The sequence below is a fragment of the Streptomyces sp. NBC_00690 genome (genome assembly GCF_036226685.1).
Taxonomy (GTDB): Bacteria; Actinomycetota; Actinomycetes; order Streptomycetales; family Streptomycetaceae; genus Streptomyces.
In genome coordinates, this window is sequence record NZ_CP109009.1 from 6558614 (window position 1) to 6577115 (window position 18502).

The window sequence follows — 18502 nt, forward strand, 5'->3', positions numbered from 1 at the left end:
CACCGAGGGGGGACCTCAAGTGGTCGACCGCACAGCCCTGTTGAATGACCTGAAGAAGCAGGTCAAGGCAGTTGAGACGGATCTGTCGCAGCAGGTGAAAGCGGTCGGGGAGGTCGGCGCGCGCTTGCGCGCCGAGTACGACCAGGCTCGCAAGCTGGGCCGTACGGGCGGCACATGGAACTCCTGGCTGGACGAGCGGGTCACCCAGGTCGCGGTGGCCTGGGTGCTGGGCACGGTCTTCGTCCGCTTCTGCGAGGACAACCGCCTGATCCCGGACCCGTATGTGACCGCCCCGGAGCCGGACCGTCGGGACCTGGCGTTGGCCCGCTTTGAGGAGTATCTGTCGACGGCCGACGACCCCACATTCCGTGGCTGGCTGGAGCAGGCGTTCGCGGAACTGGGCCAGGGCCAGGCGGGACGACTGCTCTTCAACCGGAAGCACAACCCGTTGTTCCAGATCCCGTTGTCACATGATGGTGCGCGGGAGCTGGTGACGTTCTGGCGTGAGCGGGACGAGGCGGGTGTGCTGGTCCATGACTTCACGGACCTGTTGAACGAGGACGGCACGGAGGGCTGGGACACCCGGTTCCTGGGCGACCTGTACCAGGACCTGAGCGAGGCGGCCCGGAAGACGTACGCGCTGCTCCAGACCCCGGAGTTCGTGGAGGAGTTCATCCTCGACCGGACGATGACCCCGGCGGTACGGGAGTTCGGCTACGAGGGCCTGAAGATGATCGACCCGACGTGCGGGTCGGGGCACTTTGTGCTCGGGGCGTTCCGGCGGCTGGTGCGGCTGTGGGGCGAGGGCCAGCCGGGCAAGGACCGGTACGAGCGGGTGCGGGAGGCGCTGGATTCCGTTCATGGGGTGGACCTGAATCCGTTTGCTGTGGCGGTGGCGAGGTTCCGGCTTCTGATGGCTGCTATGGCGGCAGCGCACATCCGGACGCTGGCAGAGGCCAGTGCGTATGACTGGCCAATTCATCTAGCTGTGGGGGATTCGCTGATCAAGGACCGGCAAATGGAGCTGGAACTTATTGGCGAGTCCGGGGATCGGCTGGTTGAGTTCGCTTATGCGACGGAGGATGTGAACGAGCACCCTGGGATTCTGGAGCAGGGGCGGTATCACGTGGTGGTGGGGAATCCGCCATATATCACAGTGAAGGACAAGAAGCTCAATGAGCTGTACCGGGATCTCTATGATTCCTGCGGGGGTACTTACGCATTGTCTGTGCCGTTTGCCCAGCGGTTCTTTGAACTTTCCAGGCGAGGTGGTGCCGATGGTCAGGGGTACGGAATGATCGGCCAGATTACTTCCAACTCCTTTATGAAGCGTGAGTTTGGGGCCAAGCTAGTCGAGAATTATTTGCGCGACCGCGTAGAGTTGACGGAAGTAATTGACACTTCTGGTGCTTACATTCCTGGTCATGGGACGCCGACTGTCATTTTGGTGGGTAGGCGCTATGAAGGAAGTGGGCGTTCAGTTTTCGTCCGTACGGTACGAAGTGTTCAGGGTGAACCCGTAGCGCCAGAGAGGGCCGAGGACGGGTTGGTCTGGAATTCTATTGTGGATCAGATTGATAGACCAGGGTCCATCAGTCAGTGGGTATCGGTGGACGACCTTGAGCGGCAACGCTATTTTGGCAAGCAACCTTGGATTCTTGGTGCTGGTGGACTCGAAATGGTAGAAAAGCTGGATGAGGCTAGCGTTCAGCCTATGAAGTCAGCAATTGAGGTCCCCATTGGCCGTGCGATCCGTGCGGGGGCGGATGAAGCGTATATTCGACCCTTGCGTGAAACGTATCGAACTTTTGCAAGTCGTGAAGGGCTTCGCCCTCTAATGATTGGTGAGATTGTACGCGACTGGAATGCTGAGTCCGAGGAGTCGATCTGGTTCCCGTATGCGAAGGAGATCGCTCCAGGCGATTTGGCTCATGATCTCTGGAGCTTGCGACGTGTGCTCCAAGTGCGGCGTACATTTCAGGGGGACATGGCTGATGCCGGCCTTCAGTGGTGGGATTATATGCAGTTCACCGCGTCTGCGTATCGAACTCCGCTGTCTATCGCGTTCTCTTTTGTTTCCACGCACAATCACTTTGTGCTAGACCGGGGCGGTAGAGTTTTCAAGCAGTCTGCTCCGGTAATCAAACTGAGGGCGGGTGCAAGTGAGGAGGATCATCTGCAACTTCTTGGGCTGCTGAATAGTTCCACCGCTGGATTTTGGCTAAAGCAAGTGAGTCAATCAAAGGGTAATGGCGGTATTGGTGGTGGTATCTCCGATGAACTATGGGAGCATCGATTCGAGTTTACCGGAACTAAGTTGGAGGAGTTCCCGCTACCTTTTGCCTACCCCACCGTTCTCGCCACTGCTCTGGACCATTGCGCCCAAAAGCTAACCACCACTAGCCCGCCCACTCTTGCTGCTAGGACGACTCCCAGTGCTCAGGCCCTTCGCGATGCTCGCGACAGTTGGCTCTCGACCCGTAGTCGCATGATCACTCTCCAAGAGGAGTTGGACTGGCAGGTCTACTCGCTGTATAGGCTGCTCCCTGAGAGCCTGTGTGTCTCCGAGGAACCCGATGACTCGGACGTTCCTGAACTTGCTCTTGGCGAGCGTGCATTCGAGATTGTGCTCGCCCGGCGTGTCGCCGCAGGTGAGGCCAGCGACGAGTGGTTCAAACGTCATGGCTCCACGCCCATCACCGAGATCCCGACCCACTGGCCAGCCCCTTATCGCGCGGTAGTCCAGAAGCGGATCGACGTCATCGAGTCGTCTCGTGCCATTGGCATGATCGAGCGGCCCGAGTACAAGCGGCGCTGGGCCACCGAAGGCTGGGACTCCCTTCAGGAGAAGGCCCTCCGATCCTGGCTGCTCGATCGGATCGAGAACCGCGATCACTGGTTCGACGAGAACGACAAGCCAGCACTCATCGCACTCTCCCGGCTCACGGACGCACTCTCTCGCGACGAGGACTTCGTCTCCGTTGCCAAGATCTACGCACCGCGCAAGGAACTACCCGTCGTCGTCGCCGAGCTGATGACCAATGAGCATGTGCCCTTCCTCCCCGCCCTGCGCTACAAGCCCTCCGGGCTGAAGAAGCGCCTGGACTGGGAGGACGTCTGGCACCGCCAGCGGCAGGAGGACGCCGCGACGGACGAGTTGGAGAAGCGGAAGATCCGGGATGCCATCCCCGTGCCGCCGAAGTACACCTCTGCTGACTTCCTGCGGCCTTCCTACTGGAAGGCCCGGGGGAAGCTCGATGTGCCCAAGGAGCGGTTCATCTCCTATGGGCAGACCAACTCCGCGACGCCCGAGCTGTACGGCTGGGCCGGTTGGGATCATCAGGAGCAGGCATATGCGCTCGATGTGTACATCGCCGCAAACGAGGGGCTGACCTCCGAGGAGCTGACGCCGTTCCTCGCCGGGTTGTTGGAGCTTCAGCCGTGGCTTGAGCAGTGGCACGATGAGTTCGACCCGGACTTCGGCGCTTCGCCGGCCGAGTTCTTCCGAGGGGATCGGCAGATGGTGCAGGGGCAGCACGGGCTGACCGATGCCGATCTACGCGCCTGGCGTCCGACCCCCGCCACCCGTGGGCGTCGTACCACCAAGAAGTAGGCCCACCGACGACCACAACGGCCCCCGTGAAGCGCAGGACGCAAGTCCCGCCACGGGGGCCGTTCGCTCGGGCACTCAAGCAGTGTTCAGGCAGGTAGATGCCCGTCCTTGACGGCGGTCACGAAGGACGACCACTCACCCGATGGGAAGACGAGAACAGGACCGCTCGGGTTCTTGCTGTCCCGTACAGGGATGGTGCCATCGAAGCCGTCCGAGACTTCGACGCACGCACCGCCGTCCTGATTGCTGTAGCTGCTCTTGCGCCAGGTTGCGGCGGTCAGATCGATTGATCGCACGGCAGTTCCTCCAACATGCGCAGGACGAATTTCCGCGACTCGGCAGGCGACAGGGCCAGGTCGCGGGTCATATCGTACGCACGTTGCATACGCTCCACTGCGGCGTGATCTTCGATGAGTTCGCCTCCGTAGCCGTTCTCCGTGTACGCCACCGTGCGGGCGTCCGGAAGCCGCAGAAACCAGACGTCGGTGCTCGACAAGCCGTGCAGCCCAGCGTTTTGCGGGAGCACCTGAAGAGTCACGTTCGGACGCTCAGCCGCCTCAGCCAGATACTCCAGTTGCTGCCGCCACGCTTGCTCATCCCGCAAGGCCGTCCGCAACGCAGCCTCCGACAGAATCGTCCGGAACGGCGGTGCATCCTCGCCCTCCAGCAGCTCCTGTCGCCCTACTCGCGCCTCCACCTGACGCGTCAGCTCATCCCCCTTGAAGCCGCCCGCGCTCAGCAACTCGCCCGCGTACCCCGCCGTCTGAAGCAACCCCGGCAGCACACTCACCGCGAAGTGCCACAAGCTCACCGCCTCCGCCTCCAGCGCCATGTACCGCCGGTACCGCTCCCGGAACTGCGTATGGTCCCTCGCCGCCAGTTCCCACAGGGCCAGCAGCATCCCCGACGTCCCGTAGTGCGTGTCGAGGGCCTGGACGACATCCGGGCTGCTCAGCGTCTCGCCCTTCTCCATCTTGCCGAACAGCGAGTAGTCCCAGCCGAGCCGTTCGCCGAGTTGGCGCAGGCTCGTTCCGCTGGCCGTCCGTAACTTGCGGACCTCCTCCGCGAAGCGTTGCCGTGGCTCCTGGCTTCGGCCGCTGATCGCCCGACGTGGCGGCATGGTCGGCTCCCTTCCGTGACGGTCCGTGGAAGGTGTGGAAGCAACACCGCGTAACAGGGCAGCGGTGGCCCATCCGCGACATCGGCGGCCTTCTCCGGATACATCCTCGTAATGACCGGACTACGCACGGTAATCCACGGTGTGCGATCCGGTCAGGGAAGTCCGTAGAAACGGCCGAAGGAGTACACCCCCATGACCACGGAACAACGAACTGCCGACGCGCTGCCCGCCACCCCCGTCCAGGCGGCCCCGCACAAGATCCAAGAGGCTGTCGAAGCCCGGGACGCCCTCGCCCAGGCTCTGAGCCGCGCCGGTATCCAACTGCCCGCCATGGACATCCGCAGCCCCTGGTCCGACGAGACCCGGGGCGCTCTGGTCCACCTCGGCGTCTGCTCGGCGCCGGTGGCGCTCGCCCTTGCGGCCGTGATCGAGCAGGGCATCCCCCGATGACGGACGAACTCGACATCGGACAGACCGTCCGGGACCTCCAGCGCGACCGGGTCGGCGTCGTGATGGCCCGCCTCGGCCCGTACCTACAACTCCGCCCCCTCGGTGGCGGTCGTGCGTGGGACGCCGACCCCGTCCACCTTCAGCGGCTGAACGACTTGGAGGAGTTGAGCGCACGCATCGCCGAGATCAACGCCCGGAGCCGTAGATGGCTTCCCGACCACTGAACGGAGTCTGACCCTCCGGCAGATAGCACCCGTGACGAGCGACAGATGGTCAGTTGTTGCTGACATGCTGTGAGGTAGAAGATTGCCGCTGGGGGGTTGCAACCAACGCCGTTGACGGACAATGTCCGTCATTACGGTCCTTGGTACGTCGGCCAGAGCCCGGCGCGGACAGCGGCGGCGGGTGCCGTCAGAAGGTGAGCGACACACACAATGGCCCAGCAGCCGCCCCTGCTCCGCGATGTCATCAACATCAAAGAGTCGATCTCCACGTCCGACTTCGTTCTCCAGCTCTCCGAGGCGACGACCCCGGAAGGCGCCGAACGCGCGCTCAGGGACTATGTGGTCACGGAACGTCTGCTGGAGAACTACGACGAGGCACTCGGCCTGATCAAGGCGTCACTCGACGGACGCGCTTCGAAGGCCGCGTACCTTCACGGATCGTTCGGTTCTGGTAAGTCGCACTTCATGGCGGTGCTGCACGCGCTCCTCAGCGGCAGTCCGGCCGCGCACGGGCGGGAGGACTTCGACCCCGTACTGACCAAGCATCAGTGGCTCGGTACCGACGGCAAGAAGTTCCTGCTCGTGCCGTACCACATGCTCGGGGCGAAGGCCCTGGAGCAGCGGGTCCTCGGCACCTATGTCACCCATGTCAAGAAGCTCCACCCCGAGGCCCCCACCCCGCAGGTCTACCGCACCGACGCGCTCTTCGCCGACATCCGGGCCATGCGGGCCCGGATGGGCGACGAGTCCGTCATCAAGGGACTCGCCACACTCATCCCGCTCGACGAGGCCGCCATCGAGGTCGCCGACGAGGACGACGAGTGGGGCGAGTCCTTCGCCTGGACCCCTGCCCTCCTCGACACCGCCCTCGCCGCCGAGGAGAACCATGAGGAGGTGGAGGGGTTCAACATGCTCCACCCCACCACCCCCATGGAGCTGCGGGCACGTCTCGTCCAGGACGCCATCACCAACCTCCGCCCCGGCTTCGCCCAGCACGCCACCGAGAGCGAGAACGGATTCATCTCGCTCGACGCGGGTCTCTCCGTCATCGCCGCCCACGCCAAGGAACTCGGCTACGACGGCCTGATCCTCTTCCTCGACGAACTGATCCTCTGGCTCGCCACCCTCATCCACGAGACGAAGACGGTGGGGCGCGAGGCAGGCAAGATCACCAACTTCGTTGAGGGCGCGGACGCCCGTCGGGCCATCCCCATCGTCTCCTTCATCGCCCGGCAGCGCGATCTCCGTGAACTCGTCGGCGAGGAACTGTCCGGGGCGGCCGAGTCCGCCATCCAGGACACCCTCAACCAGGCGTCCGGCCGCTTCGACAAGATCACGCTGGAGGACCGCAACCTCCCCCAGATCGCCCAGGCCCGCCTTCTGCGGCCCAAGAGCCCCGAGGCCGCCGCCCTCGTCACCAGCGAGTTCGAGAAGACCCGCAAGGTCCGCCAGGAGGTCTGGGACACCCTCCTCGGCTCAGACGGGGGCAGTGGCGGCGTCGGAGCCGACGAGGAGAGCTTCCGCCTCACGTACCCCTTCTCCCCGGCGTTCATGGACACCCTCGTCCATGTCTCCTCCGCGCTCCAGCGCAACCGGACCGGCATGAAGCTCATGGGTCAACTCCTCGCAAACCACCGCGACCAACTGCGCCTGGGCGATCTGATCCCGGTCGGCGAGCTGTACCCGCTGATAACAGCGGGCGGCGACAAGCCGTTCAGCGACAGCATGCGCGTCGTCTTCGAGGCCGCCGACAAGCTGTACCGGACCAAGCTGCGCCCGTACCTTCTCGCCACGTACAACGTGTCCGAAGAGGACGTGGAGCAGTACACCCACCGCCCCGACAGCATCACCGACCGGGGCCTGAAGGGCCGGGTGAAGACCTTCACCGGCGACAACCGGATCATCGGCACCCTGCTGCTCTCCGCGCTCGCCCCCAGCGTGCCCGCCCTCGCCGATCTGACGATCCGACGGCTCTCCGCACTGAACTACGGCTCCGTGGTCGCCCCGATCCCCGGCCGTGAGTACGGCATCCTCAAGAACAAGGTCGCCGAGTGGGCCGGCCGCTTCCCGGAGATCAAGGAGACCGGCACCGACGCGAACCCGGGTGTCCGTCTGGAGCTCTCCGGCGTCGACGTCGACTCGGTCATCGCCAACGCCAACGTCAACGACAACCCGGGCAACCGCCTGGCGCTCGCCAAGCGTCTGCTCGCCGCCGAACTCGGCATCGAGCAGGGCCGGCTGACCGATGAGCTGAACCTCGTCTGGCGGGGCACGGAGCGCACCGTCGAAGTGATCTTCGGGAACATCGCGGACGAGGACGAACTCCCCGACCACGACCTGATACCCCAGGAGGAGGGTCGCTGGCGCCTCGCCATCGACCTGCCGTTCGACGACGGTGAGTACGGACCCGTCGAGGACGCCAACCGCGTCCGTCGGCTCCGCGAGAAGCAGCAGGGCGAAAGGTCCCGTACCGTCGCCTGGCTCCCCACCCACCTCGCCGCCCAGCGGTACGGGGACTTCCGCAGGCTCGTTGTGATCGACCGGGCACTCGCGGACGGCCAGCGCTTCGACACCCAGTACGCGGCCCATCTCAACGCCGACAACCGGGCCCGCGCCAAGGGCCTCCTGGAGACCCAGCGCGAATCCCTGCTGAAGAACGTCAAGGCGGCCTTCAAGCAGGCGTACGGACTCGCCGAGAAGAAGCCCGCCGATGTCGAGGTCGGCTTTAGCGACCACCTCGAATCGCTCCGCGAGGTGGACGGCCTCACCCTCTCCATCGGCCAGACCCTGCACGACGGAATCCGGCACATCGCGGGCAAGCTCCTCGCCGCCCAGTACCCCGACCATCCGGAGCTCGATCCCGAGAACAGCGGGACGGCCGTCAAGACCGGTGACGCCCGCAAGGTGTTCACCCATGTCCGGGCCGCCGCCGAGGCCCGCGACGGCCGTACCGAAGTCCCGGCCGGTGACCGGGCGCTGATGCGGCGCATCGCCGGGCCGCTGGGGCTGGGGCGGCAGAAGGAGGCGTACTTCGAGCTCTCCACCTACTGGGCCGACCACTTCCGGCAGCTCGCCCGCGAGAAGGGCGTCACCGGGGACCTCACCCTGATCACCCTCACCGACTGGACGGACCGGCCCAGCCCGCGCGGACTGCCCGAGCACCTGGCCCGGCTCGTCGTCGCGTCCTTCGCCGAGATGGACGACCGGGTGTGGGTGCGGGCGGGGATGCCGCTCGACCCGGCACCCGAACTGTCGCAGGTCAAGGACCGCGACGCGCTGCGCAGCCAGCCGCTGCCCGCCGAGGAGGAGTGGGAGACGGCCCGGCAACGCTATATGGCGATCTTCGGCGAACATGCGCCCACGCTCAGGCGAGGGCGCATGGTCAACCAGTTCGCCCGGCAGATAGCCCAGCAGGCGGGCGCCCACCAGGAGTCCGCCGCGGAACTGGTCGCGAAGCTGGAGGAGCACGCCGGATTCCTCCAGCTCGACGAGACGGACGAGACCGGACGGCTCGCCCTCGCCCGCAGGTCAGCCGCCCTGCTGAAGGAACTCACCCAGGGCGCGGGCCAAGGCGCGGCCGGAGCGAAGAAGACGGTGGAAGCCCTGGCGGGGTTCGACCTCGGCCAGGTCGGCGCGGACCGCTACGGAGTGTCGGTCAAACAGGCGGGCAAGGTCGTCCAGGCGCTGGACGCGGCCTCCTGGACCACCCTGGACCTCGCCTCGGCCGAAGGGCCCGAAGGTCGGGCGCTTCTCGACTCCCTGCGTGAGGTGGCCCGCTGTGACCAGCGGACCAGGGATCTGAAGGAAGCCCTGGCCCACACCCAGCGAGAAGTCCTCGCGCTGGTGAAGCGCAACCGGGCGGCGGCCACCCCACCGCCTGTGATCGTCACCCCCGAACCGGCCACCCCCGCTCCCGGGGCCGGGACGGTGACACTGAACACGGACACCAGCGACCCCCGTATCGACGGGCTCCTGTCGCTGCCGTCCCAGCCCTCCCCCCTGAAGCGGACCCCCCGCTCCGGCGGCGGACGCACCACCGCAGCCCGTGCGGCGGCCGAACTCCAGGCCGACCTTGCCGAACTGGCCGCCAGGGAGCCGGGCGCCACCATCGAAATCACCTGGAAGGTGGTCGACCGATGAGCGCGCAAGCCACCACATCGGCCGCCGTCCGGCTGAACCTCGCGACCGTCACCCAGTACCTGTCGTCACAGCGCTCCCTCGCTGCGTCCCTCACCCGGCTTCCTGCCGTGACTCGGGACGAGGCTTCGACCCTCTCCCCGGCCGGAACCCCCGAGGGAGAGGGCAAGCGCAGGGCGGTGCTGCTGCGGTCCGCCCCGCAGTGGGATGGACCCGTCGAACCCGTATGGGGCGAGGGGCTCACCGCCCGGATCGTGGCCGCGCCCTCCCCGCTCGCCATCCATGAACTCCTCCTCGACCACCTGGGAGCCGGGACGGCCGGCGCCGCCGACCCAAGCGGCCCGGCCGTGCTCGTCATCCTCACCGACCGCGAACAGAGCGAACTCGACCCGGCGATCCTCGCCCGCGCCCACAAACCCCGCATCGAGAACGTCGACAGCTGGGACGTGGTCCGCGAGGCGTTCGGCGCCGAACAGGTCGACCCACGCCTCAAGGACGTCAACTGGGCCGCCGAAGCCCTCCTCGGCGCCACCCCGCCCGGCGGCTGGCCCCCGCTGGCGGGCGGCATGCTCTCCCGGCGCACCGCACTCTCCGCCCTGGCACTGCGCCGTCTGCGCCTCGGCCGCTACAACACCGACACCGACACTGCCGTCACGGGCCGCGCCCCCGCGAGCGACAGCCTCGACCCCCATGCCCTGCTCGCCTGGTCCCTGACCCCCGGTGGCCCGGAACGCCTGCTGGAACTGCGCGGCCCCGAACGCTCGGGACTCGCCGCCTTCCTCGGCGAGGAGGACCAGGCCGGTCCTGCCGGACGGGCCCTGCTCGCCCTGGTCGACGCCGAACACGGCACAGAGGCCGTGGCCTTCGGCCTCGTCTGCGCGGCCCTGTGGCTGCACGGCGAACCGGATGCCGACGGCTACCGTGCTCGGGGCCGCGCTGAACGCTGGTTCGGCGAACAGCCCCCGGCCTCCGGCGAAGAACTCGACGCCCTGGTGTCCCGTTTCGCATCGGCCACCGAGGAGTACGTCTCCACCCTGCTCGCCACCGCCGCCCGCGCCACGGCGGGGGACAGGGAAGAAGCCCGGCAGGCCAGGAGGACCGGCGAAACCGTCCTGGACCGGGCGTCCGCACTGGTCCGCCAGTTCGGTGCCGAAGCCGCTGCCGCGGCCAGCCCCCTCCTCGCGGCCGGTCTGGAGGCCCGGTTCGCCACCGTCGGACGGGCACTCGCCTCCCAAGGTCCCGAAGCGATCTCGGAGGCCGTACGCGCACTCGGCGACCACCTGCGCGCCGATGGGCCCGAGACCCGGGCCCGGCTGGAACGGGCCCGGATGGGCCAGCGGCTCGCCCAGTGGCTGGCCGGCGAACCGGACCTCTGCTCCGACACGGTGGCCGCAGCCATGGACCGCCAGATCGCCGAAACCGGCTGGGTGGACCGGGCACTGGAACACATCGAGGCGGGCGGCGACCCGGACCCGGTCCTCAAGTCCGCGTACGACGTGCTCGGCACCCGGGTACGCCGCAAGCGGCATGAGATCGACCGCTCCTTCGCCGCCGACCTCGCGAACTGGACCGCCGACGGGACCGGGCCCGGAGCGATGCTGACGGTCGAGACCTTCCTCGAACGGGTCGTCAAACCGGTCGCCCGGGACGGCAGCGGACGCCGTGTCCTGCTGCTCGTACTCGATGGGATGAGCTCGGCCATCGCCACCGAACTCGGCGAGGAACTACGCGCCTCCTGGGCCGAATTCGACCCGCTCACCCCGGACCGGGGCGGTGCGCCGGGCCGACGGGCGATGGCCGCCGCCCTGCCCACAGTGACGGCGGTCTGCCGCACCTCCCTCTTCGCGGGACGCCTGATGAAGGGGAACCAGGCCGATGAGAAGCGGCTCTTCGCCGCCCACGCGTTCTGGGGCGGTGCGCCCGCCGCCGTCTTCCACAAGGACGATCTACGCGCCGAAGGCTCCGGCGACACCTTCGGCCCGGCCCTCACCGAAGCCCTCGGCGATGAGCGGACCCATGTCGCCGTCGTCCTCAACACCATCGACGACCGCCTCGGCAAGGAGCAGAAACTCGGCGACGGCGCCTGGCGCATCGACGAGATAGGACGGCTGCGCGATCTGCTCCGGGTCGCCGCCGCCCAGGGCATGGCGGTCATCCTCACCAGCGACCACGGACACGTCGTCGACCGGCACGGTGTCCGAGTGGAGGCGGCAGCACCGGAGTCCGCCCGCCACCGGACCCCCGGTGGGCCGCTGGCCGCCTCGGAGGTCGCGCTCCATGGCCCGCGGGTCGTCTGGCCCGAACCCGGTGCCTCGATCGTCGCGCTGTGGGACACGGACTCGCGATACACCGCCCTCAAAGCGGGCTATCACGGTGGCTCGTCCCTGCGCGAGTTCACCATCCCCGTCCTCGCCTTCCTCCCCTTCGGCGCCACCCCACCCGCGAACTGGCGCGAGCTGGGCGACCCGAGTCCGCCGTGGTGGACCTCGGACGGCCGGCCCCGGCCATCCGCCGCTCCCGCTCCCGTACCGGCAATGGCTCCCGCCGCACCCGAGAAGCCGGGACGGGCGAAACCGACCAAGGCACAGGCCCAGCTCGCCCAGACGCACGACTCGCTCTTCGACGTCGCCCTGGTGCCCTCCGACCAGGACGAACAGAGCCTCATCACACCCGTCCTGGTCTCACCGGACGACGCCCTGATCGAGGGGCTCCTCGCCTCGGACACCCTCCGGGACCAGGTTGCCGTCCTCGCCCGCAAACCACCCATGGACAAGGTGGAGAAGGCGGTCCGCGCACTCCTCGACGCCGGGGGCACCCTGCCCGTCACCGCCCTGGCACAGCGCGTCGACTACCCGGCCGGGCGGGCGGACGGCTTCGCCGCCGTACTGCGCCAACTCCTCAACTACGACGGCGTACAGGTCCTGGAGACACTTCCCGACGGGCGAACCCTCCGGCTGCACGCGTCTTTGCTGCGCGCCCAGTTCGGACTTGGGTGACGCACGGTCACACCCTCGGGTACGGACGGGCCGTGCAGCCCGTCCGCACCCCCTGACCAGCCCGCCCTCCGGACCGACCGCTCGACCGAGAGGAAGCCCAACGCTTGGACGACTCCGCAATCCGGCACGGATGGGAGACTGACCCGGTGATCGTGCCCCGTCCCACCACCGCCTCCACCACGTCCGTCTCCGCCGGCCGCCGCCGAACCGTCCTGGACGCGCTGCGGCGTGGCGCCGTACCCGAAAGCGGACTGGACCTGCTGGCCACCGGCCTGGACCGGTACGAGGCCGCCCTCAACTCCGAACTGGACGCGGTCGCCTCCGGCGCATCCGTTTTCAAGGCCGTCCGGGGCGAATACGGATCGGGCAAGACGTTCTTCACCCGCTGGCTGGGGGAGCGGGCCAAGCGGCGGGGCCTGGCCGTGGCCGAGATCCAGATCTCGGAGACCGAGACACCGCTGCACCGGCTGGAGACCGTCTACCGGCGCCTCACCGAGCGCCTGGCCACCGCGAGCTTCCCGCCGAGCGCCCTGAGGCCCGTCGTGGACGCCTGGTTCTACGCACTGGAGGAGGACTCCCTCGCGGCCGGGGCCACCGAGGACGAACTCCCCGCCGAAGTCGAGAAGCTGCTGACCGCCCGGCTGGCCGAGGTCTCCCGGCACGCCCCGTCCTTCGCGACCGCACTCCGCGGCTACCGGGCCGCCCTCGCCGCGGGCGACGAGACCACGGCCGCGGCCGTCCTCGCCTGGCTCGGCGGCCAACCCCATGTGGCCGCGGCGGCACGCCGCTCCGCCGGAGTGCGCGGCGACCTCGACCACTTCGGAGCCCTCGGCTTCCTCCAGGGGCTGTTGACCGTCCTGCGCGATTCCGGGCACCGCGGGCTGTTCGTCGTCCTGGACGAGGTGGAGACCCTTCAGCGCGTCCGGTCGGACGCCCGCGACAAGGCACTGAACGCGCTGCGGCAACTCATCGACGAGGTCCACTCCGGTCGCTTCCCCGGGCTCTACCTGGTGATCACCGGCACCCCGGCGTTCTACGACGGCCCGCAGGGTGTCCAGCGCCTCGCCCCGCTCGCCCAACGCCTCGCCACCGACTTCACCACCGACCCGCGCTTCGACAACCCGCGCGCCGTCCAACTGCGCCTTCCCGGCTTCACCCAGGAGTCACTGATCGGCCTCGGCACGACCATCCGGGACCTATACGCGGAAGGGGCCGGCGCCCCCGACCGGGTCAAGGCACTCGTGGACGACGCGTACGTCGCCGACCTCGCCCGCGCGGTCGGCGGAGCCCTCGGCGGGAAGACCGGAGTCGCCCCCCGGCTCTTTCTGAAGAAGCTCGTCGGCGACGTCCTGGACCGGGTCGACCAGTTCGACGACTTCGACCCCCGCCGCCACTACCGCCTCACGGTCACCAGCAGCGAACTCACCGACGTCGAACGGAACCTCGCCACCGCTGTGACAGCCGGCGACATCGACCTGGACGACGTGTGAGGGACGGCCCCGGACCGAACGACGACCACCCCGGACCGTACGACGACCGGGCAGGGGACGACCTCGATTCCCCCCGGGAAACGCCCGGTCACCCCGCGCCGGTCGCCCCGAGCGACCCCGTCGACCGGCTCGACCCCGTCGTACTCCACCATGTGGTGAACACCCTCGGCTGGCCCGACCTGCGTCCTCTCCAACGGGCCGCGATCCAGCCGCTGATGGACGGCGAGGACGCGATACTGCTCGCCCCCACCGCGGGCGGCAAGACCGAGGCGGCCTGTCTGCCGATCCTCTCCGCGATGTCCGAACAGCGCTGGTCCGGCACCTCCGTGCTCTACCTCTGCCCCCTCAAGGCGCTCCTCAACAACCTGGTGACCCGTGTCGACTCCTACGCCCAGTGGCTCGGGCGCCGTGCGGAACTGTGGCACGGGGACACCAAGGAATCACAACGGCAGCGCATCCGTACCGACGGACCCGACATCCTCCTCACCACCCCCGAGTCCCTGGAGGCCATGCTCATCGGGGTGAAGACCGACCACGCCCGGCTGCTCGGCGGAGTCCGGGCGGTCGTCGTCGACGAGGTGCACGCCTTCGCGGGCGACGATCGCGGCTGGCATCTGCTCGCCGTACTGGAACGGCTGGAACAGGTCACCGGACGCCCCATCCAGCGCATCGGACTGTCGGCGACGGTCGGAAATCCACAGCAGCTCCTCAACTGGCTCCAGGGGGCGGGCGTGGGGAAACGCCCAGGTCGGGTCGTCGCACCGGACCTCGACCCGGGCCGTTCCATGGCTCCGGGCGCGGCCCCCATCTCGGTGAGCACACCGCCGCCAGGCCGGGTGGAATTGGACTACGTGGGTTCCCTCGGCAACGCCGCCAAACTCATAGCCGCCCTGCACCGGGGCGAGAAGCGCCTGGTGTTCTGCGAATCGAGACGCCAGGTCGAGGAACTCGGTGCGGCGCTGCGGGCCCGCGAGGTGACCGCCTTCCTCTCCCATGCCTCGCTCTCCGTCGACGAGAGAGCCAGATCCGAGCAGGCGTTCGCCGAGGCGCGGGACTGCGTCATCGTCTCCACGTCCACTCTGGAACTCGGCATCGACGTCGGCGACCTAGACCGCGTGATCCAGATCGACTCGCCCAGTACCGTGGCCTCCTTCCTCCAGCGCATCGGCCGCACCGGGCGACGGCCGGGCAGCACCCGCAACTGCCTCCTCCTCGCCACCCGCAAGGACACCCTGCTCCAGGCCGCGGCGCTGCTGCTGCTCTGGGGGAGGGGGTGGGTCGAAGCGGTCACCCCACCGCCGGAACCCCGCCACCTCGTCGCACAGCAACTCCTCGCCGCCACCCTCCAACAGCACAGAGTGGGGGACCGGTTGTGGCCGGAACTCTGGAACGGACTCGCGCCCTTCGACCGCTCGGCGACCCCCATCCTTCGGCATCTGGTCGGCGAGGGCTTCCTCGACGAGGACGGCGGGATGCTGTTCATCGGCCCCGAGGCGGAACGCCGCTTCGGCCACCGCCACTTCATCGAGCTGACCGCTTCCTTCACCGCACCCCCGCAGTTCACCGTCTTGTCGGGGCGCACCGAGATCGGACAGACCGACCCTTCGGTACTGACCGAGGAACGACCGGGACCGCGCCGGCTACTCCTCGGCGGGCGCAGTTGGCAGGTGACGTTCATCGACTGGGGCCGCAGACGGGTCTTCGTCGAACCCGCCGACGGCGGCGGCGTCGCCAAGTGGACGGGCGGCGGCATCGCCGGACTCTCCTACACCCTGACCCGGGCGATGCGAGAGGTGCTCCTCGGAGCCGATCCCCAAGTAGCGCTCACCACCCGGGCGCAGGCATGTCTGGCGGAGTGGCGGCAGGACGAAGCCCCGGACCTGGTCCACCCCGGCGGCACTCTGGTGACCCGCCTGGGTAGTGACGTCCACTGGTGGACCTGGGCGGGATACCGTGCCAACGCGACCCTCGCCGCCACCCTCCCGTCGATCGCAGACCCTGTCCAACGCCCGACCGACTGCTGTCTGAGACTGCGCGAGGACCTGACCCCTGACCTCTGGCGCTCGGCCCTCGAAGGAGCCGGCGCAGGCGCCGCGCTCGTACTCCCGGACGTCGACCACCGCGCGGTGAGGGGACTGAAGTTCTCGGCCGCCCTGCCACAGCGCCTCGCGGTGGCCACCCTCGCCGCGCGCATGGCCGACTTCGAGGGAGCACGCGCAGCCCTGGAGGAGCCGGTGCGCTTCCAGGTTGGACGATCCATCTGAAGTTGTCGGCCGATTGACAACGGTCCCACAACACGGGCTGCTGTCGAACAGTCGATCAAGTCGACGCACATTCTTTCAGGTGCCCGAGCTACCGGTGCCGAGGCATCTGCTGAAAAGTCCTCGCGATGCCGGTTCCGGTGGAGATGATGGCCTGTCGGATGTGGCGTCCGATTCGTCGACCGCAGCGACCGCAGCGACCGCAGCGACCGCAGCGACCGCAGCGACCGCAGCGACCGCAGCGAGCAAAGCAAACACAGCGACCGCTGCGTACACGAACCATGCAAGCAACGTGAACGACGTGAACAGTACGGAGGAGCACATGTCCCGGATCGAGAACAGTCCGCGCATCGCCATCTATGGACTCGGCGCCATGGGGCTGGAGATCTTACGAATCCTGCACGGCCGGGGCGCGAACATCGTCGCAGGCATCGTCCGGCCCGGATCCGACAAGGACGGCCAGGATCTCGGTCGGCTGGCGGGCGTCGCCGGACTGGCGTTCCCTGCCCGGGGAGACGCAGAGCAGGCATTGCGCGAAGCCGCTCCGGACATGGTGGTTGTCACCGTGAGCACCTATCTCGATGACGTCCAGTACGAGATCTTCTCGACCGTGGTCAAGTCCGGGGCCAATGTGATCACGCTCGCCGAGGAGATGCTCTACCCCTTCGCCACGGACAACCCCCGCGCCCGTGATCTGGACGCCCTGGCGAAGCGGCACCAGGTGACGGTGACCGGCACCGGGCACCAGGACGCCTACTGGGTGAACCTCATCAGTGTGCTGGCAGGTTCGAGTCACGACCTCGGGAGTGTGACCGGACGGCTCTCCTGGAACGTCGACGACTTCGGCCCCGCCCTGGCGGAACAACAACGCGTCAACGCCACCGCCGAGGAGTTCGCCGAGTGGCAGACCGCCGCCGAACGGCCGCCGACCTTTACCTATTACTCCCTGTACGCCCTAGCGGCTGCCATCGGTCTGACCCCACACGGCACCGTGGAGACCACGACCGAGCCGGTCATCGCCCTAGGTGACACACACTCCGCGGCACTCGGTGCGACGGTGCCGCAGGGACGACTGTTGGGATACACCGACACGGACATCCTGCACACGGCGGAAGGCGTCACACTGTCCATCAGCTCGCAGGGAACGGTCTACGGGGAGGGCGAGCGGGACTACAACGAGTGGCATCTGGCGGACGCTTCAGGAGCGCCGACGCTCCATCTGCGCAACAGTGATCTGAACACCGCGCACACCACCTGCGCAACGCTCATCAACCGAATCCCGGATGTCATCGATGCGAGGCCGGGAATCGTCACGGTGGACCAACTGCCGCAGTTGCGTTACCGGAGCGCTCATCGGTCTGTCTGACGGCTTCCCTCCACCCGTCCCGTTGTGGCCGTGCTCCTGCCGTGCAGTACCAAAGCGCGCGTCAGACAGCCGAGAGCCACCGCGCAGAGCGCCGCGCGCAGCGCGTTGGCCGCCACCCAGGAGGTCTTGAACCTGTCCACGATGGCGAAGTCCGTCATCGTGGAGGGGTTCCCGGCCGCTGCGAGGTCGCTGTTCATGGGGATGTTGAAGCCGGCCGTGACCAGCAGGGCGACCAGATAGAGGACCGTCGCGTACGCGGCCCATCTGGCGGCGGCGCCACGGCCGCTGCGGTAGTCCAGGACCGCCGCGGCCACGGTGGCCGGCAGCACCCCGACGAAGAGTACGGCGAGGGCCCAGTTGCTCTGGATGGTGTCGTTGAAGCTCTGCATGGCGGTCACATAGGTGTGGTCGTCGGTCGCCGCCAGCCCGGGCATCACGGCCATGCCGAAGGTGAAGAGCAGCCCCGCCGTCAGCCCCAGCGCGACCGTGGAGATCATCAACAGCACTCCCGCGACGGTACCGCTCGGGTGAGTGCGCTTCGCAGTGGAGTTCTGCTGCTCGGGCGGTTCGGGGTGTGCGCCGGATGTCGGAAGCTCGTTGCGACGGCTGGACGAGTCGGTTCTCATGCCGGTTCCTTCCCAGTTCATCGGAGTCGGAAGAGCACGGGATGGGGTCTTGCCCGGCCCCGTGCGTTGCTCACGACCAGCCAAACCCACCGGGATGGGCCGGGCCATGGCTGAGGAACTCATGCGCATACTCCTGCGTCCATCCGATGGGCGACAGGGCGCTGGTCGCGCCCATCATGACGATCGCGTGTTCACCCCGAGGGCTCTCCGGAGCCGCCC

At 67.8% G+C, this 18502-nt stretch carries 11 protein-coding genes; 8 read left to right on the forward strand and 3 right to left on the reverse strand.

The window, feature by feature from the left end; all coding sequences use genetic code 11:
- The first annotated feature begins 19 nt into the window (after positions 1-19).
- Positions 20-3613, forward strand: coding sequence for a BREX-2 system adenine-specific DNA-methyltransferase PglX (gene pglX / locus OID54_RS28755; RefSeq protein WP_329024158.1), 3594 nt, complete (start codon positions 20-22; stop codon positions 3611-3613).
- Positions 3614-3699: 86 nt separating this feature from the next.
- On the opposite strand, the gene OID54_RS28760 is transcribed toward pglX, so the two are convergent.
- Complete coding sequence (locus tag OID54_RS28760) at positions 3700-3909, reverse strand: DUF397 domain-containing protein (protein WP_329024160.1); 210 nt, start codon at positions 3907-3909, stop codon at positions 3700-3702.
- Complete coding sequence (locus tag OID54_RS28765; protein WP_329024162.1) at positions 3891-4733, reverse strand: helix-turn-helix domain-containing protein; 843 nt, start codon at positions 4731-4733, stop codon at positions 3891-3893. The genes OID54_RS28760 and OID54_RS28765 overlap by 19 nt, the downstream gene beginning before the upstream one ends.
- A gap of 192 nt (positions 4734-4925) precedes the next feature.
- On the opposite strand from OID54_RS28765, the gene OID54_RS28770 reads away from it, so the two are divergent.
- The 7 genes from OID54_RS28770 (at position 4926) to OID54_RS28800 (ending at position 17657) form a co-directional block, all read left to right on the forward strand.
- Complete coding sequence (locus tag OID54_RS28770) at positions 4926-5183, forward strand: hypothetical protein (RefSeq protein WP_329024163.1); 258 nt, start codon at positions 4926-4928, stop codon at positions 5181-5183.
- Positions 5180-5407 carry a hypothetical protein gene (locus OID54_RS28775; RefSeq protein ID WP_329024164.1) on the forward strand — a complete coding sequence of 76 codons (228 nt, stop codon included), beginning with the start codon at positions 5180-5182 and terminating at the stop codon, positions 5405-5407. Before OID54_RS28770 ends, OID54_RS28775 begins: the two co-directional genes overlap by 4 nt.
- Positions 5408-5617: 210 nt before the next feature.
- Positions 5618-9547, forward strand: coding sequence for a BREX-2 system ATPase PglY (pglY, locus tag OID54_RS28780; protein WP_329024165.1), 3930 nt, complete (start codon positions 5618-5620; stop codon positions 9545-9547).
- On the forward strand, positions 9544-12540 hold the full coding sequence (pglZ, locus tag OID54_RS28785) for a BREX-2 system phosphatase PglZ (protein WP_329024166.1): 2997 nt from the start codon (positions 9544-9546) through the stop codon (positions 12538-12540). Before pglY ends, pglZ begins: the two co-directional genes overlap by 4 nt.
- A gap of 152 nt (positions 12541-12692) precedes the next feature.
- Positions 12693-14030, forward strand: coding sequence for a BREX system ATP-binding protein BrxD (gene brxD, locus OID54_RS28790; RefSeq protein WP_329027850.1), 1338 nt, complete (start codon positions 12693-12695; stop codon positions 14028-14030).
- 152 nt (positions 14031-14182) lie between these two features.
- Positions 14183-16294: a DEAD/DEAH box helicase gene (locus tag OID54_RS28795; protein ID WP_329027851.1), complete on the forward strand. Its 2112-nt coding sequence runs from the start codon at positions 14183-14185 to the stop codon at positions 16292-16294.
- Positions 16295-16592: 298 nt separating this feature from the next.
- The gene (locus OID54_RS28800; RefSeq protein WP_329024167.1) at positions 16593-17657 is read left to right on the forward strand and encodes a dihydrodipicolinate reductase; all 1065 of its coding nucleotides are present in this window, start codon (positions 16593-16595) and stop codon (positions 17655-17657) included.
- Here OID54_RS28800 and OID54_RS28805 read toward each other — a convergent pair.
- Positions 17642-18283 (reverse strand): anthrone oxygenase family protein, encoded by a 642-nt coding sequence (locus OID54_RS28805; protein WP_329024170.1) that lies wholly within the window; start codon positions 18281-18283, stop codon positions 17642-17644. The genes OID54_RS28800 and OID54_RS28805 overlap by 16 nt on opposite strands.
- Positions 18284-18502: the final 219 nt, after the last annotated feature.

Excerpts from the sequence above, each read along its gene's own strand:
- OID54_RS28765 (WP_329024162.1), bottom strand. The coding sequence starts at position 4,733 with ATGCCGCCACGTCGGGCGATCAGCGGCCGAAGCCAGGAGCCACGGCAA.
- OID54_RS28770 (WP_329024163.1), top strand. The coding sequence starts at position 4,926 with ATGACCACGGAACAACGAACTGCCGACGCGCTGCCCGCCACCCCCGTC.
- OID54_RS28775 (WP_329024164.1), top strand. The coding sequence starts at position 5,180 with ATGACGGACGAACTCGACATCGGACAGACCGTCCGGGACCTCCAGCGC.
- pglY (WP_329024165.1), top strand. The coding sequence starts at position 5,618 with ATGGCCCAGCAGCCGCCCCTGCTCCGCGATGTCATCAACATCAAAGAG.
- pglZ (WP_329024166.1), top strand. The coding sequence starts at position 9,544 with ATGAGCGCGCAAGCCACCACATCGGCCGCCGTCCGGCTGAACCTCGCG.
- OID54_RS28805 (WP_329024170.1), bottom strand. The coding sequence starts at position 18,283 with ATGAGAACCGACTCGTCCAGCCGTCGCAACGAGCTTCCGACATCCGGC.